The sequence below is a fragment of the uncultured Acetobacteroides sp. genome (assembly GCF_963667355.2).
Classification (GTDB): domain Bacteria; phylum Bacteroidota; class Bacteroidia; order Bacteroidales; family ZOR0009; genus Acetobacteroides.
The window spans coordinates 604939-620302 of the sequence record NZ_OY763328.2 but is presented as its reverse complement, the minus strand read 5'-3'; the positions used below and the strand labels follow the sequence as shown (position 1 = coordinate 620302).

Sequence of the window (15364 nt, the reverse complement as noted above, 5' to 3'; positions counted from 1 at the left end):
ATGTTTTGGCGGTATGACGCAGAAATCTCAAGATCGTTACACCCTTTCTATCGTTATTTGGGCACCTTGAGCGTAATTGAATGGGGCATAAACACCCAACCCCGCTGGGTACGAGTACGCTAAATGCTGTGCGGAAATTGAAAAAAAAGTGGACTATAAAGCGCGAATCAGCTCTATAAAGACGGGTAGATGGTCGGAATAGCCGCCGTTGTAGCGGTAGCCGTTATAGGTACGGCGGGGTTTTGTGCCTCCATTTTCCTTGTCGTCTTCGAGCATAAAGGGGCTGGAGTAGATGGTCTGTCCGCCCTTTAGCATAACAGGGGTGTCGCCATTTATCAAGCCTCTCGAAACGATGAATTGGTCGATGAGCTCCCATGTGCCGTCGAACTTTATGGAGCCACGGTCTTCCGTTGCTAATGGTGCGGCAAGGTTTACAAGCAGGCTGTCGTTAAGAGTATTCAGCGCATCGCTTTGGGGTAGGTCGTTAAAGTCTCCGGTAACGACGATGCTTGCCGACTGGTTCTTCGCAAGAATAGAATCAACCTTCGACTTTAGCAGGCGGGCAACTAGCATGCGCGACTTGTTGGAGCGCTCGCCTCCCAGCTTGCTGGGGAGGTGGTTGACGAAAACGTGCAGCGTGTCGAACTCGCCCCACTTAAAGCGGGCGTAAAGGATGCTGCGGGTGCGCAGGCTCGTATCTATAGCATTCGGGTTGAAGTAGCGGTAGTCGAGCAGCCTTAGCCGATTCCTCTGGTAGATGAGGGCAACGTCTATTCCGCGGGCATCCGACGAGTTTTGGTGCACCACAGCATACTCGAACTTCGAGAGTGGCGTTTCGTAGCAGAGCTTGTTGAGCACAAATCGGTTTTCAACCTCGCAAAGGCCGATGATCTCGGGCGGGGTGGGGGAACTCATCGAGGCAAACACCTTAAAGATGCCATTCCGCTTGGCAAGGAACCGCGAGTAGTTCCAGCGGCGAGGGCCGTCTGGGGTATAGTCTGCATCATTGATGGTGGAGTCGCGGAACGAGTCGTAGAAGTTTTCGCAGTTGTAGAAGGCGATGCGTATGGAGTCCTTTTGTGCCTTCGAGGAGGCGCAGCAAAAGATTACCATCAGCAGTACTATGCATCGCCGTGCCATAGGCTACATCTGGAAGATTATCATGTAAACGACCGAAAAGATCAGCATCCCCAAAAGAAAGTAGCGGATAACCTTAGCTCCCCACTTAATTGCATACTTTGCCCCAAACCAGCCGCCAATCATGTTGCCGATGCCTAGGCTAATGCCGTAGGGGAGGTTCACCTGCCCGTTGTAGAAGAATATGGCAAGGGCAAAAATGGTAAGCATAAAGGCTAGGAATACCTTTAGGGCGTTGGCCGTAATCAAGTCGTTGCCGATACTGAGCACAAGCCCAGCCAGAAGGAAGTAGCCTAAGCCCGCCTGAATAAACCCACCGTAAAAGCCAATAGCCGTAAAGATGATAATGTCGCGAGGACGAAGCCTCAGTGGTTGGTCGCTCTTGGGGCGTAGCCACTTGTCGGGGCCGTAGAACACCAGAAAAAACATCACCGCATAGAGGGAAAGAATCATCCAGCGGATAACATCCTCGTGGGCATCTACCGCCATGTAGGCGCCAACAATAGAGCCGATGCTGGCAGGGATGGCCAGAACAAGTCCCTCCCTAACCGGAAGCACTTTCTGCTTGGCAAAGCTAGCCGAACCTACCAAGTTCTGGAGAAGGATGCCAATGCGGTTGGTGGCGTTGGCTATGTGTGGCGATAGCCCAAATCCCATCAGAATGGGAAGCGATATTAGCGAGCCACTACCCGCCAGTATGTTGATAAAGCCGCACAGAACGCCTACGAATGCTATGATGAGGTAATTTATGATGTCCATGTTTAGATGGTAGACATTAGATTTTATATGCTAGATATTAGAACGGCTCAGTGGTTGGGTCATCGTTAACTTCAAAATCCTTCCTAATAACTTTTCAGATATCCCACAAATATAGCTAGAAGAACCGTTCCTGCTTTAACGAAAAGTTTCAGGAATTATCGCAATTACTATCTTTGCGTATTAAAATAGAAATAAATGAGCGAACAACAGAATGCTTTGATATACTCTAAGAATGTGGTAGAGGTTGTTACCCTAGCCAAGGAGTATACTGCATTTTTGGAACGAGCAGGCGAGTACGAGCAGTACGAATTTCTCATTCATGCGCAAAAGTTGCTTCCTCTGATCTACTTAAAAGGTTGCCTACTGCCCGATGTCGAGCAGCTTTTTGATGAGGAGGTGGAGAAATTTGTTTCGGAAACCGACTGGACTTACATTCGAAATAATGTTGCCGAACTTCTTGGCGATAGGGACGATTTCTACGAGGTGTACACCGAAAAACTTTTCGATACCGAGGGGGGCGAGCAGCTTTCGATTAGCGAAACGCTTGCTGATATCTACCAAGATCTGAAGGATTTCTTGGAACTTTACCGCTTTGGCAACGAGGAGTGCATTAACGATGCGCTTTACGAGTTAAAGAATAGTTTTACCGAATACTGGGGGTATAAGTCGGTTATTGCGCTTAAGGCAATTCACCGCGCCATCTACTTCGGAACAGAAACGGAAAACGATGAGGAGGCTCAAGCACCAAAGGGAGGCTTCTTCAATCGCTTTCAGGATAGCCACCGAAATATCGACTAAGTATGTACTCTGCATCCATAAGCAAAGAGGAGTTAAACGAGCTACCCATCCGAGCATTCGAGGGAGCAATACATGTTGTGGACAGCCCCGATAAGGTTGCTGATGCCGTAACCTACTTGGCAAATGTCAAGCTGCTGGGTTGCGACACCGAAACCCGCCCCAACTTTAAGAAGGGGCAGCGCAACAAGGTTGCTCTACTTCAGCTCTCCGACCACGCCCACTGCTATCTTTTCAGACTAAATATGATTGGGCTACCCGTAGAGGTGGCTAGCATCCTTCAGCGCGCCGATATCAAGAAGGTTGGCGCTGCCATCCGCGACGATATCACGGCTCTGCAAAAGCTTACCCCTTTTATCCCAAACGGGTTTGTCGACATCCAAAAAATGATGGACGCCTACGGCATCGAGGCGAAGAGCCTTAAGAAGATGTCGGCCATCGTCCTAAACTTTAGAATTTCTAAGTCGCAACAGCTCTCCAACTGGGAAGGCCCCGTGCTCACCCACGCCCAGCAGCTGTACGGCGCCACCGATGCTTGGGTGAGCCGCGAAATCTACCTCAAGCTCATAGAAGACATTAAAGGTATCTCTTTATAAGATGGAAGTAACCGCACAGGTTTTTTTGAAGCCCAAAAAGGAGGAATCCCTTTTGCGCTTCCACCCTTGGATTTTCTCAGGTGCCATACGTCATATCATCGGCGACCCTAAGGAGGGCGACGTGGTTGAGGTGTACACCGCCAGCAACGAGTTCATCGCGCTGGGGCATTACCAGATTGGCTCTATCGCCGTTCGTATCCTTTCGTTCGATCCTGTTAATATCAACCAGGAGTTTTGGAATGCTAGGATTCGTCGCGCATTTGAGGCTCGCGCTGCCATAGGATTGACCAGTAGCAGCACTACCAGCTGCTACCGCCTGATCCACGGCGAGGGCGACAACCTCCCCGGTGTGATTGTTGACATATACGGCGAAACTGCCGTGGTGCAGTCGCATTCGGTGGGCATGTACCTCTCGCGCGATTACATCGCCGAGGGTATCAGGCAGGTTTACGGCAGCCGCATCAAGGCGATCTACGATAAGAGCGAGGGAACGCTTCCCTTTAAGGCTGGGCTCAACGCCAAGGATGAGTACATCTTCGGATCGGCCATCGATACGCCTGTGCTCGAAAACGGCATCAAGTTCAACGTTAGCTGGGAGGAGGGGCAGAAGACCGGATTCTTCCTCGATCAGCGCGACAACCGCGAGCTGGTGGGCAAGTACTCCAAGGGGCGCGACGTGCTCAACATGTTCTGCTACACCGGAGGATTCTCGCTATACGCCCTTGCCGGTGGCGCCAACAGCGTCGATTCGGTTGACAGCTCGAAGAAGGCGATGGACATGGTGGATCGCAACGTGGCGCTCAACTTTGGGACCAACCACAACCATACCTCCTACGCCGAGGATGCCTTCGAGCACCTCCGCACCATCGATGGTAAGTACGACCTCATTATCCTCGATCCTCCAGCGTTTGCCAAGCACAACAAGGTGCTCAATAAGGCGCTGCTGGGATACCGCAGGCTCAACGCGCTTGCCTTCCACAAGATTAAGGCGGGAGGAATCCTCTTTACCTTCAGCTGCTCGCAGGTGGTTACCAAGGAGCATTTCCGCAACTCGGTGTTTACCGCCGCCGCCATCAGCGGGCGTAACGTGCGCATCCTGCACCAGCTTACGCAGCCAGCTGATCACCCCATTAACATCTACCACCCCGAGGGCGAATACCTGAAGGGGCTGGTGCTGTACGTGGAGTAAGAAATCAAAATAAGTAATCGACCATATTGGGGCATGCTTCGGCTTGCCCCTTTTTCGTTTATTGGTAATAATTCAATTACGGAGTTATTTCGGCTATGATTATGTGATACTATAATTTGTTGAGAATATTATTGTAATTTTCGAAAGGTTCGTTCTCATTCGAATTTAATACGTACAAACTTGAATGCTTTCTGATGAAAAAAACATACTTATTCCTGCTGTGTTTTTTTGCGAGTATCAGTTTAGTAGCACAGAACACAACAGGCTCCAATAACATAATACCGAGAAGTGGTGTATACGCTAACTTTTTGGGAGATGCATCGGTTGTTTCAATAAACTACGAAAGAATCTTTCCATTTAGTTCAACCATGTTTTTAACGGGTAAAGTTGGTGTTGGATACAATGAAGACTACCACCTTCATATTGCTGAATGGGGAAATTCCAATTATTCTCCAGATAAGTTTATCACCTTTACTCACCATATTACAGCCAATTTGGGGAAGAAAAAATTCTATTTTGAATTGGGATTAGGAGGAACTATTGTAGGAGGAAACACCAAATATAATTACTTGCTATATCCAATTATAGGGTATAGACTTCAACCTCTAAAATCAAATAAAGTAAACTTTAGAGTATTCTCCTGTGTTCCGATAGCACCTTTTAGGTACACAAGCATCTGGTTTTCTCCAATTGGGGTAAGCGTAGGATTGAGCCTTTAATATTAGACCAACCATACAGGGACATGTTTCGGCTTGCCCCTTTCTCGTTTCTACCCTTTGGTAGCTCAGCTTTCAATATCGGTAGCTAAGGTTTACCCCCATGTAGCTAAGTTTTGGGTGTCGGTAGCTGAGTTTAGGAGCCCGGTAGCTATAAAATACCCGTCCCGGGAGCTACTGAGCCGTCGGTTACAACATTTTTGTGGTCGGTTACTGTAACCGGAGGGGTAAAACCTGTAACCGGGCGGTGAAACTATGTAACCGATGTCCAAAAAACTGTAACCAGAGGGTCAAACCATGTAACCGACGCCCAAGAAGTAGTAACAGGGAGGCAAAATCGGGTATTCGTTTGAATCAGATCGAGAATGTAGCGTCTAAATTCTAAACTCTAAAGCCTATCTGTTCCAATTCCGTTGGCGATGTTTACCCCCTGCTTAACCCTATCGGCCATGCCGATGCCGTCGCGGATGCTGCCTGCAAGGATAAGCCCATGGCAGGCGGTCTGTAGCTTCTCGATGGCGGCAAATCGCTCCTCCGACGACCGCTCGTACTGCGCAATGGCATGCGGGTAGCGGAACACCTCCAGCATGTCGGGCTTGGAGTTGGTGCGCATGGTTTCGGATATCTCCCTCATGGCAACCTGCTTCAGCTCGTCGTCGCTTAGGTTGTACACCGCCTCGTTCTTGATGCCTCCGGCAAATATCGACAGCAGCGCTCCGTCTTCGGGCGCACGGTTGGGGAAGATGGAGGAGGGGAAGAGGATGCCCAGCACCTGACGCTTCTCCTTCGAGGGGATCAATCCCCCGAAACCGTTAAGCGGAATACCGTTCCACTCCCTAAATCCGGCTACCACCTGCGCCACCTTGGCGTATCGGAGGTTGGTGATGGGCGCTAGCACATCGGCACCTAGGAACGGAAGCAGCGATGGCAGCTCGTAGGCCCCAACGGTTGATACAACCTTCGACGATTCGATGCAAATGGCATCGCCATCTGTAGCGGTTGCCGATACTTGGTAGCGATTGTCGGTTGGGGTTATCTGGGTATTTTCGGCATTCAGGATGATGTTTTCGCGTCCTACTGCATCGGCAAGCGCATCAACGAGGCTTTGCAGGCCTCCGCTTACCGAGAAGACATTCTTCGTAGCGCGCTTCTCCAACTCGGTTTTAGGCTCCTTGGCCTTCTTCATTGCTCCGCGGATGAAGCTGCCGTAGTTCTGCTCTAGGTTGTAGAGCTTAGGCAGCGCAAACTTGGGCACCAGCAGCGAAGGGTCGCCCGCGTAGATGCCGGAGATGAACGGATCGATGGCGTACTCGAGGAAGCTGCGCCCCATGCGGCGGAGCACCAGCTGGTCGAGGGTTTCGTAAGGATTATTTCCTGGCTTGCGGAAGGGCTCGCCAAGAATGCGCAGCTTATCGCCAACCGAGAATAGCGGCGTGCCGATGGCCGAGCCAAGCCCCGAAGGAAGGGCATTCCAAGCACCATTCTTCCATATCAGGCGGCGCTTGGCGTTGGGGTTGGCGGTTTCGAGCGTGCAGCTGCTGCCAAGATCGTCGAACAGCTGCACTAGCTCGGGCGATGATAGAACTCCCGTATTGGGCCCCGCCTCGTAGGTAAACCCATCGTGACTAAAGGTGCGGATAACGCCGCCAACGCGGTGGCTGTGCTCTACTACGGTAACGTTTTTGCCGGCTTTCTTCAGGTAGAAGGCTGCGGTAAGCCCGGTAAGTCCGGCGCCAATAACGGTTACATCGGAGGTGATATTTTTTTGCATGCTATACGGTTTTGGAGTAGCTGTTTGCCTGCTGCTGGTATGCGCTATCGAGCGCTGCGGCAATGTTTCGGATGAAGATAGCCCCTAGCTCGGTTACCGTAATCTCGTCGGAGGTGTAGCGTATAAGCTCATCGGCGGCAAAGCCAGCCAATACCTCATCGTTTACAGCTACCTGCGTCCTAACATCCTCGACAGGTACGCCTAGCTTGCTGGCGACATCGCTCCAGCTAACCCTCTTGTTGCACATCAGCTCGGTGATGGTCTCGCGGGTAATTATCTCACCTGAAGAAAGGGTGTAGCCCTTTTCGATAGGAAGATGGTGGTTCTCGATGGTGGCGATATACTCGGCAATATCCTTTACGTTCTGGGCATATCCTTTTTCCAGCTGGCTGATGGCGGTTACCCCAAAGGCGTACACCTGTCCGGTGGTGCGGCGGGTGCAGTATCCCTGGAAGTTTCGGTGCAGCTCCTTGCTTTCGAGCGATGCGAATAGCTCGTCGGTGGGTAGCACGAAGTGGTCGAGGCCAACGGGCTGGTAGCCCTTCTGCTTTAGCAGGGCGTAGGCGCTAAGGAACATCTCCATCTTCACTTCGGATGATGGCAGTCCGCGCTTCTCGAGTATCATCTGGTGCTTCTTCATCCAGGGCACATGGGCGTACGAGAAGGTGACAAGCCTATCGGGACGAATGGCTGCGGCTTTCTCTACCGATTCGAGGAAACTCTCCACCGTTTGACCTGGGAGCCCGTAAATAAAGTCGAGGTTAACGCCAATGTCGCTTCTTCCCTTTTTGATGAAGGCCACCAGCTCGTCAACAGGTATGCGCGAGGAGTCGCGGTTGACGGTGCGGAGCACTTCATCGTTGAAATCCTGAATGCCGAGGCTAAAGCGGTTGAACCCCGCCTGCTTGAGCGCATCAACGTACTCGTGGGTGAGGTACGCAGGGTTGCACTCTATGGCAATCTCGGGCTTGTCGATAAAGCTGAAGCTGCTGGCAACCATATCCACCAACTCCTTGAGCATCGCTGCATCGATGGAGTTTGGTGTGCCGCCACCAAAGTGGATTTGCGACACCTTGCGAGCCGGATCGATATGCTTTGCTACCAACGCAAACTCCTTTTTGATTGCCCTGAGGTATGCCTCGGTTTGCTCGGGGCGCCCCATGGTGTAGGCGTTGCATCCGCAGTAGAAGCAAATCTTCTTACAAAAAGGAATGTGGAAGTAGAAGGCCAAATGCTGGGGCGTGCCGCTGTTTGACTCGTCGAGCATCTGGATGTAATTAGATTCGCCAAACTCGCTGCTGAAGTGGTTGGCAGGTGGGTAGCTGGTGTACCTTGGAACGGGTACGTTATACTTTTGCAGGAGCTGGCTAGATATTTTCATTTTCCTTGTATTGACGAAAAGCGTATGTGATAACAATTAGGGTGAACAGGCTTAGCAGCGCCTCGATGCCAAAGAGGTTGGTGTAGCCCAGCTTGTCGGTCAGCTTGCCGCTAACCACCGCAAAGATAAGGCTGCTAAGGTGTGTTACTACAATCTGCAGGGTAAAGTCGGTTCCCTCGCATCCCTTACGCACCTTATCCATAGAAATGGTGTAGATGATAACCGTCGAAAGACCATATCCGCACCACAGCAGTCCAATAGCCGCGTATAGGCTTGCAACGGATGGCGTGCCTTGCGAGATGAACCAGAAGAATGCCGCAGCCGCTAAGCTAACCAACAGGAATAGGTACATCGAGATCTTACGACCAATCCACTTAACTAAGAATCCGGCACTAAGGGCGCTGATGGCTGCCACCGAGGTGCCGAATATCCCCGACATAAAGCCAATCTGCTTAACGTTGTAGCCCAAATCAACCAGGTAGGGCTTTAGCATGGTTAGTATTCCTATGATTCCCGAGTAGTAGAAGATAAGAACGAGCACCCACTTGTGCCTCCCCTTTTCGGCAAAGAAGCGGTAGATGTCGGCTAGCGTTACCCGCTTGGTAATGGCTTCGTGCGATGCCAGTGGCTTGCGGTATAGCAGCATGGGGATAATGGCAAAGGCTACAAAGGCTGCCAAAAGAATCAGCAGGTAGTTCCATCCGAAGTAGTGGTAGGCAATGAGCAGCACACCTGTACCCAAAATGCTTCCGGCAAATGTTCCGCCCGACTGCATGCTGTTGCCCAGCCCGCGCTCCGATGGTTTTAGCATCAGAATGGCGTAGATATCTACGGCAATATCCTGCGTAGCCGATGCAATAAAGGCCACCACCATTAGCATGATGATTAGCTTAAAGTCGGTTTGCAGGTTGAAGTAGCCTATGCCTATTATTATAGCCGCATAGAAGAGCTCCGAGATGATTACCCAGCGGCGGAGATCCTTCAGCGAGCGGGTATGGTTGTCGATAAAGGGCGCCCAGAGGAACTTGAGTATCCAGGGCAGCTTCACCAGCTGCAAAAGGCCAATCGACTGCAGCGAGTAGCTCTCCTGCCGCATGATTACGGGCACAACCGTCGAGAAGAAGCTCATCGGTATCGACTGTGCGATGTAGAGGCTAAAGAGTACCGGAAATTTTTGCCAACTTTTTGGGTTCATCTCTTGAGATGTTAGATATTATATTTTAGATGTGAGATTCAGAACTATTCCCGATTCCCGACTTTTTGTTCCCACTCACTTTTCCCTACTCCCTTTTAGAAGTTCACCGATAGGTTTACCCCCAGCTGCATGGGGCGACCTGTTTGAATAAACTTACTTGGTAGCATCTCGAAGTAGTAGGATTCGTACTCCGTATCGGTTAGGTTACGCCCCCATAAGTCGAGCTGGATGCTTTTGCGAATAAACGAAATCTTTCCATCCAATACACTGTAGTAAGGCTGGTGATGGTTATTCGCGTCTGTCCAGTAAATGGCTCCTGCTCCGCGATAGATTACGCCAATTTTTATCTTATCTAGAATTGTGCTATTCGCAAAATTGAAGGTCTTTCCTGCCTGAATTCCTAGCGTGTGCTTTGGAACGTAGGGGATGTAGTTGCCGCTATAATCAATGGTAGTGCCATTCTTAATCTGGGTGTACTTGGTAAAGGTGGCATCGGTGTAGCCGTAGCTGATAGATGCGTCAAACCCTGCGATTGGGAGTAAATGTAGCGATGTTTCAAGACCTCTGCTGCGGGATTTCCCAGCATTCTTTAGCATGACACCTCTGCCGCTTGGTAGTGGTTGTGTTATCTGCTGGTTTATCCAATCAATATAGTAAAGGGCAAGATCGCCATAGAAAAGATTTCCAAGAAGCGGGCTCTTTACCCCAACTTCGTAGTTAATGCTATGTTCTGGATTAAACTTTGTGTCTTCAGGTCGCTCGAAGGAGGTGTTAAACCCACCTGTTTTATATCCCTTACAGATGGTAGCGTAGATATTGCTTGAACCCAACTTGTATGATAAGGCAACTTTGGGAATAATCTCAAGCGTTTTTTGTGCAGGATAGGTGGTGTCTTTCATGTTGGTAGTAACCCCATTTGCTGCAAGAACCTTGTAGGTGTAGTCCATTACATCTTTCTCTCCATCGAGCCGTATGCCGCCAGTAAGGCTGAGATTCTTTACCAAGAAATCGTTTATGGTTAACTGATGGAAAAAGGCATATCCCATAATATCGTGCAGGTAGGCTTTCTTGTCGTACGACTTTTTTGAGTAGTAGTAGGCATCAACGTTGTTGTCGAAGAACTGCGCAAAGCCGTAGGCGCCGAACAGCCAGCTGATGCGCTTTGCTCCCTTAGAGCGGATGACAGCTTCCTGCGAAGCCATGTTCTGCTTCTGGTACTGATTTACGAAATAAACCGATTGCTCCGAAAAGTCCTGATCGATGGCTTGGCGATCCTTAAAGTACTGGTACGACGATGTCGATAGGACTTCGTACGATGGTGCATCGTACTTCACCACCACCGCATCGGAAAACATGTCGCGGTTGTAGTAGCTGTACTCGTTGTACTTTATAGGGTTTGCCTTGCCCGTAACAGAATTAAGTAACCCGTAGGGGTAGCCTCCCTGGCGGCTACGCTCGTACGAGGCTATATTCTCGACCGACAGCTTCTTGGTGATATTCCAGATAAGGCGGTTACGCCCGCCAAACGAGTTGAGGTTATCCACCAGCGTGTTGTTATAGGTGTTGGTGAAAAAGCCATCGTTGTGGCGGTAGTTAAGGGCCAGCGAGTAGCCAAAACTGTCGCCCACCTTGCCGTAGTGCCCGCCGCTAACGTTGTACGCGCCGTAGGTTCCGGCCGAGAGGTTGAGGGAGGTGCCCTGGTAGGTCATGGGCGATTTGGTGATCACGTTGATGATGCCGCCCATGGTGTTACGCCCGTAGAGCGTACCCTGTGGGCCACGGAGCACCTCTATCTGCTCGATGTCGAAGAAGTCGAAGGCAAAGGTCGACTTGTCGAAGTAGGGAACGCGATCGACGTATAGCCCTACTGATGGCGCGTTGATCTTGGAGCCAATGCCGCGGATGTAGATGGGCGAGGTTAGCTTCGACCCATAGTCGCCCATGAAGACGTTCGGCGTGGTTGCCGTTAATCCGCTGAGGGTTTTCATGCCGGTTTCGGCTATCGTCTGAGGTGAGATCACCGAAATGGATGCGGGGATTTCCTTTACCTTGGCGTTGTTGCGCGAGGCGCTTACCTGTACTTCGCCCAACTCGTATCTCTTGGCTATGGTGGTGTCGTTGTTTTCGGTGGCGCGCTGCGCGTTGGCCAATGAGGCAGCCGACATCAGCATAAGTGCGGCTGCTACTTGTTTACGGTTCATAGTTTTCTTTTTCTCCTTAAAATGCTCGCGCATTTCGGTAAGTATTCTACTAGCTTAATTAAATGGTTGAGATGCCGACGGTGCAGCTTGCGCCATCAGGCAGCTGGAGGGCTAGCAGAATGTAGGAGGGCGAGAAAAGCGAATGGATACCTTGTAGTAGGCGGATAGGGTCGCGTTCGGGTGGCTGCAGACTTCGGTCTGAACGGCTACGGCAACGGGAGGTTGGCTTACCTGCTCGGGGCGTTCGGCCTGCTGCGCCTGAAAGTGGCTGGTGGCATCGTAGGCCTGGTGGCTGGTGGTGCTCGCTAGCCGAATCTCGTGCGAGGATGAAATTGAGGTAGCCGCTAGCTCGGCAGCATCGGCGTTGGGCTTGTTGAGCGCATAGAATCCGTACGATAGTAGGTAGGCCACCACCGTAATGATATAGGGAGTATGCGTCGAGAATAAGCCGAACTCAAACATGATGCTGTTCTATGTGGCCGCAAAGTAACGCATTTTATGGGGGAAGCACAAGGAAAAGCTGTTTCTTGGAGCTTTGAGATGCGCAAAAAATGAAGGCTCTGCAACGAATAGCATGGGTGGTACGCTGTTTTGTGGCGCTCCGCTGCCATCGAGCTACGGGGTTATCCCAAAGCCTTGTGCCTAGTTGGGATTGCGAGCAGGGATTTCGCTTTTGGGATATACTAAGCGTTGCATTCTCCACCTAAAGTGTTAAGGAAATAAAAATAATCACACCTCTTGCAGCGTTTCTCTTTTCAGCCTCGTATGGGGAGATGTGCTCATCATCAGAAGCAACCCGAAAAGGTAATGCTTCAAGAGCATCAGCGTGGGTACCTGTCGGCTAGTTTGCTTTGGGTACAGGAATGATCTATCACAAAAAACGCTTTATTTTGTAATCATATTTACCTAGTCAATACATATAACGGGCAGTGTAGGGGGTAGCTTGGCTGCTACCCCTATTTGTCGTTTTATAGAACTCTAAAATTTTTGGAAGATAACCTTATAGAAATAGTACTGGGATGCCAACGGGGGAATAGCCGTTGCCAAAAGATGCTGTACGAGATGTTTTTTCGGTACGGCATCTCTGTTGTCCGGCGGTTCTCCTCTGTAGAGGAGGACGCCCGCGAAATACTGAACGATGCTTTCGTAAAGGCGTTCTCCAAGATTCATCTATTCGACGAGCGGTCGGATTTTAAGCCTTGGTTCCGGAAGATTGTGGTAAACACCTCCATCGATCACTATCGGTCGGCGATGGGCAAGGTCTCCACCACCGACGGGGGCGAAATCACAGCCCAAATACCAGAGAACGCCAGCTTCTTGGATTCGCTTAACGCGAACGACATCATCCGGCTCTTGGACTCCCTGCCCGATATCTACAGGATACCTTTTGTGCTGTACGAAATAGAGGGGTACTCCCACGCCGAGATCGCAAAGAAGCTGAAGATAAAGGAATCAACATCCCGTAGCAACTTAACCCGAGCCAAGCAGCAGTTGCAACTTTTGGTTACAAAACATCATTCCTATGAGAACAACTAACGGTATCAACAATGAGGAAAAGTGGAAGGAGGCGCTCGAGGAGTGGACTCCCGACGTTGAGGTTACCGGATGGGAGGATGTGGCCGGCAGAATTCCTTCGGGCAGGGCATTTCGCGTAAGGCAGCGTGTCGAAGGTGGTGCCGTAAGGGTAGCGCGTGCTGTTGTTCGTTTTGTTTCCCTCAAAATGGCGGTTGTTGCCATCGTGTCGGCGGCCATATCGGGGTATGTAACGTACCGAATTGTCGAAAAGCATACGGTTGAACGAATTGTTGTGAAAGAATACGTAATGCAGCCCGCTGCGTTCCAGCAAGCCGTTCCTCGGGCCAATGGCCTTATAGGAGCAGAACGGTACGATGGGGCCGACGCTTCGCCCCTCCATGTCGCAGGTTATTGGCAACCTGGTGGTGCGGTTTCTACGGCTGGTGGGCATAGAGCAGGCTCTGCGAACCTACTGGGCATAGGGCGTGAGGCCAATTCCGGTAGCAATAGGGATCTAAATGGAGGTAGGGCTGGCGCTGCAGGTTGCTCTACGGATGCGTATTCTACGGGCGCTGCAGTGGCAGCAGGGGGCGCTACTCGATCTGGTGGTGCTGCTCGTGCAGAGGGCGAGGAAGATGTTGCCCTCTCGCCCGATGGCTATCCTGGAGCATTGCCAACCCAAGCCAGCAGCGCAGCGGCCTCGATGAACGGGGAGTCAGCCGCCGTGTCGGGAGCAACGTCCGCTAGCCACAAGGGTGGGGTCTCCGATGCTCGGCATAGCAGCCGTGCCTACGCCAAATCGCAAGGGCTTGCAGGTGCACCTGCACGTGCATCAGTTTCCGAGATGGATGAGGCTGATGCCGTATCGGGCCGGGAATGGATAAAGAAGCGTAGGATGGCAAAGGCAAGGCAAGGTTCGGCGATCAAGCATCGAGCGCTTGCTAGTGCCCCCTCGGTGGGTGACTCTGATGCTGCCAGCGCTGTACCCTCCAGCCCGGCAAGCGGAAGCTCTTTCGCTAAGCGCGAGCTGCCCGATGCGCCTATTGGACGAGGAGGTGCATCGCTACAGAAGTATCACCTGAACCCCAGCTGGTCGACCAGCTGCTTTTTATCGCTCGAATATCCCGAATACCATGTTCCTTTTAAGCGCTACCTGTCCTACTTCTGGGGCGTTTCGCTCGATGCCGGTACTGCTCGCAGCGGCTCCTCTTTCTTTGTGCTTGCCGGGGCAAACGCCTTTGTGGGGAGCATGTACAAGGAGAAGGTTGGGCTGATGCTTTCGGTTGGTGGCCGTTGGCTTGGCGACTTACCCAGTATGCTGCTGGTAGATTCGAATACTGGCTATGAGCTTTCTGGAGCTCGTTCCGATTCGTCCAAGCGCTCCAGTTCCTTGCAGAGCTACTACCAGGCCTTGTTGGGCCTCGACGGTGTTGTCCGCCTTTATTCGGGGGCAAAAACATCCTTCAGCACCACGTTGGGGGCTCGGGGCTGTTGGACGCAGCTCGCTAAGGGCGATAGCACGTCCAAGCGCTTTATTCCGCTATCGGCGGTGCGGTTCTCGGCAAGCTATCTTCGACGAATATCCGTAGGGCAGATCTCGCTAAGCCCGTTTGCCGAATACCAGCTAAACGGTGCGGGAACGATTTCCAAGTCGACCATCCTGTTTGGGCTTAACGTAGGGGTGATCTTCTAGGGTGATGCCGATGGCCGCTCTTTTGCCAACGGCTCCGCGCTTGTGCTAGCGGGGTGCCGATGCCTCGGGAATGCTCTCGCAGACGTGAAAGCTCGTAGCCGAGGGGTCAGAAACCTTCTCGCAGACGTGAAAGCTCATACCCGAGGGGTCGGAAACCTTCTCGCAGACGTGAAAGCTCATTGCCGAGGGGTCGGAAATGTCCTCGCAGACGTGAAAGCTCGTAGCCGAGGGGTCGGGAATGCTCTCGCAGATGTGAAAGCTCATACCCGAGGGGTCGGAAACCTTCTCGCAGATGTGAAAACTCATAGCCGAGGGGTCGGGAACCTTCTCGCAACCGTGAAAGCTCATTCCCGAGGGGGCAAAAATAGCCCTGCCCCTACGCGGGTAGAAAACTGCGGTAACATTAAGGAGGGAAC

The 15364-nt window shown here is 51.5% G+C and carries 14 protein-coding genes; 6 read left to right on the top strand and 8 right to left on the bottom strand.

The genetic code is table 11. The annotated features are described in order from the left end of the window. Positions 1–153 precede the first annotated feature (153 nt). Together ACHZA1_RS02615 and ACHZA1_RS02610 are read right to left on the bottom strand one after the other, a co-directional pair. A complete protein-coding gene (locus ACHZA1_RS02615) occupies positions 154–1140 on the bottom strand; it encodes a hypothetical protein (RefSeq protein WP_320053685.1) in 987 nt (328 codons plus the stop codon). A gap of 3 nt (positions 1141–1143) precedes the next feature. Then, positions 1144–1896 carry a sulfite exporter TauE/SafE family protein gene (locus ACHZA1_RS02610; RefSeq protein WP_320053684.1) on the bottom strand — a complete coding sequence of 251 codons (753 nt, stop codon included), beginning with the start codon at positions 1894–1896 and terminating at the stop codon, positions 1144–1146. A gap of 195 nt (positions 1897–2091) precedes the next feature. Here ACHZA1_RS02610 and ACHZA1_RS02605 point away from each other — a divergent pair, with 195 nt between their 5' ends. From ACHZA1_RS02605 to ACHZA1_RS02590, 4 genes are all read left to right on the top strand, one after another. After that, positions 2092–2694 carry a DUF5063 domain-containing protein gene (locus tag ACHZA1_RS02605; protein WP_320053683.1) on the top strand — a complete coding sequence of 201 codons (603 nt, stop codon included), beginning with the start codon at positions 2092–2094 and terminating at the stop codon, positions 2692–2694. A gap of 2 nt (positions 2695–2696) precedes the next feature. Beyond that, positions 2697–3287 carry a 3'-5' exonuclease gene (locus ACHZA1_RS02600; RefSeq protein ID WP_320053682.1) on the top strand — a complete coding sequence of 197 codons (591 nt, stop codon included), beginning with the start codon at positions 2697–2699 and terminating at the stop codon, positions 3285–3287. A gap of 1 nt (position 3288) precedes the next feature. Continuing rightward, positions 3289–4476 (top strand): class I SAM-dependent rRNA methyltransferase, encoded by a 1188-nt coding sequence (locus ACHZA1_RS02595; RefSeq protein ID WP_320053681.1) that lies wholly within the window; start codon positions 3289–3291, stop codon positions 4474–4476. Positions 4477–4670: 194 nt separating this feature from the next. Next, on the top strand, positions 4671–5195 hold the full coding sequence (locus tag ACHZA1_RS02590; protein ID WP_320053680.1) for a hypothetical protein: 525 nt from the start codon (positions 4671–4673) through the stop codon (positions 5193–5195). Between the two features lie 385 nt (positions 5196–5580). On the opposite strand, the gene hemG is transcribed toward ACHZA1_RS02590, so the two are convergent. From hemG to ACHZA1_RS02565, 5 genes are all read right to left on the bottom strand, one after another. Continuing rightward, on the bottom strand, positions 5581–6963 hold the full coding sequence (gene hemG, locus ACHZA1_RS02585; protein ID WP_320053679.1) for a protoporphyrinogen oxidase: 1383 nt from the start codon (positions 6961–6963) through the stop codon (positions 5581–5583). Between the two features lies 1 nt (position 6964). Continuing rightward, complete coding sequence (gene hemN / locus ACHZA1_RS02580) at positions 6965–8338, bottom strand: oxygen-independent coproporphyrinogen III oxidase (protein WP_320054882.1); 1374 nt, start codon at positions 8336–8338, stop codon at positions 6965–6967. Next, positions 8331–9539, bottom strand: a complete 1209-nt coding sequence (locus ACHZA1_RS02575) for an MFS transporter (protein WP_320053678.1) — start codon at positions 9537–9539, stop codon at positions 8331–8333. Before ACHZA1_RS02575 ends, hemN begins: the two co-directional genes overlap by 8 nt. Positions 9540–9634: 95 nt before the next feature. Continuing rightward, positions 9635–11740 carry a TonB-dependent receptor plug domain-containing protein gene (locus ACHZA1_RS02570; RefSeq protein WP_320053677.1) on the bottom strand — a complete coding sequence of 702 codons (2106 nt, stop codon included), beginning with the start codon at positions 11738–11740 and terminating at the stop codon, positions 9635–9637. Positions 11741–11851: 111 nt separating this feature from the next. Next, on the bottom strand, positions 11852–12202 hold the full coding sequence (locus tag ACHZA1_RS02565) for a hypothetical protein (protein ID WP_320053676.1): 351 nt from the start codon (positions 12200–12202) through the stop codon (positions 11852–11854). Between the two features lie 525 nt (positions 12203–12727). Between ACHZA1_RS02565 and ACHZA1_RS02560 the strand changes: the two genes are divergently transcribed. Both ACHZA1_RS02560 and ACHZA1_RS02555 read left to right on the top strand, forming a co-directional pair. Next, entirely contained in the window at positions 12728–13276 is a 549-nt protein-coding gene (locus ACHZA1_RS02560) for an RNA polymerase sigma factor (protein ID WP_320053674.1), read from the top strand. Further along, complete coding sequence (locus ACHZA1_RS02555; RefSeq protein WP_320053673.1) at positions 13263–14948, top strand: hypothetical protein; 1686 nt, start codon at positions 13263–13265, stop codon at positions 14946–14948. The genes ACHZA1_RS02560 and ACHZA1_RS02555 overlap by 14 nt, the downstream gene beginning before the upstream one ends. A 45-nt stretch (positions 14949–14993) precedes the next feature. Here ACHZA1_RS02555 and ACHZA1_RS02550 read toward each other — a convergent pair whose 3' ends face one another. Beyond that, positions 14994–15254 carry a hypothetical protein gene (locus ACHZA1_RS02550; RefSeq protein WP_320053672.1) on the bottom strand — a complete coding sequence of 87 codons (261 nt, stop codon included), beginning with the start codon at positions 15252–15254 and terminating at the stop codon, positions 14994–14996. Positions 15255–15364: the final 110 nt, after the last annotated feature.

Excerpts from the sequence above, each read along its gene's own strand:
- ACHZA1_RS02615 (WP_320053685.1), bottom strand. The coding sequence starts at position 1,140 with ATGGCACGGCGATGCATAGTACTGCTGATGGTAATCTTTTGCTGCGCC.
- ACHZA1_RS02610 (WP_320053684.1), bottom strand. The coding sequence starts at position 1,896 with ATGGACATCATAAATTACCTCATCATAGCATTCGTAGGCGTTCTGTGC.
- ACHZA1_RS02605 (WP_320053683.1), top strand. The coding sequence starts at position 2,092 with ATGAGCGAACAACAGAATGCTTTGATATACTCTAAGAATGTGGTAGAG.
- ACHZA1_RS02600 (WP_320053682.1), top strand. The coding sequence starts at position 2,697 with ATGTACTCTGCATCCATAAGCAAAGAGGAGTTAAACGAGCTACCCATC.
- ACHZA1_RS02595 (WP_320053681.1), top strand. The coding sequence starts at position 3,289 with ATGGAAGTAACCGCACAGGTTTTTTTGAAGCCCAAAAAGGAGGAATCC.
- ACHZA1_RS02590 (WP_320053680.1), top strand. The coding sequence starts at position 4,671 with ATGAAAAAAACATACTTATTCCTGCTGTGTTTTTTTGCGAGTATCAGT.
- hemG (WP_320053679.1), bottom strand. The coding sequence starts at position 6,963 with ATGCAAAAAAATATCACCTCCGATGTAACCGTTATTGGCGCCGGACTT.
- ACHZA1_RS02575 (WP_320053678.1), bottom strand. The coding sequence starts at position 9,539 with ATGAACCCAAAAAGTTGGCAAAAATTTCCGGTACTCTTTAGCCTCTAC.
- ACHZA1_RS02570 (WP_320053677.1), bottom strand. The coding sequence starts at position 11,740 with ATGAACCGTAAACAAGTAGCAGCCGCACTTATGCTGATGTCGGCTGCC.
- ACHZA1_RS02565 (WP_320053676.1), bottom strand. The coding sequence starts at position 12,202 with ATGTTTGAGTTCGGCTTATTCTCGACGCATACTCCCTATATCATTACG.
- ACHZA1_RS02555 (WP_320053673.1), top strand. The coding sequence starts at position 13,263 with ATGAGAACAACTAACGGTATCAACAATGAGGAAAAGTGGAAGGAGGCG.
- ACHZA1_RS02550 (WP_320053672.1), bottom strand. The coding sequence starts at position 15,254 with ATGAGTTTTCACATCTGCGAGAAGGTTTCCGACCCCTCGGGTATGAGC.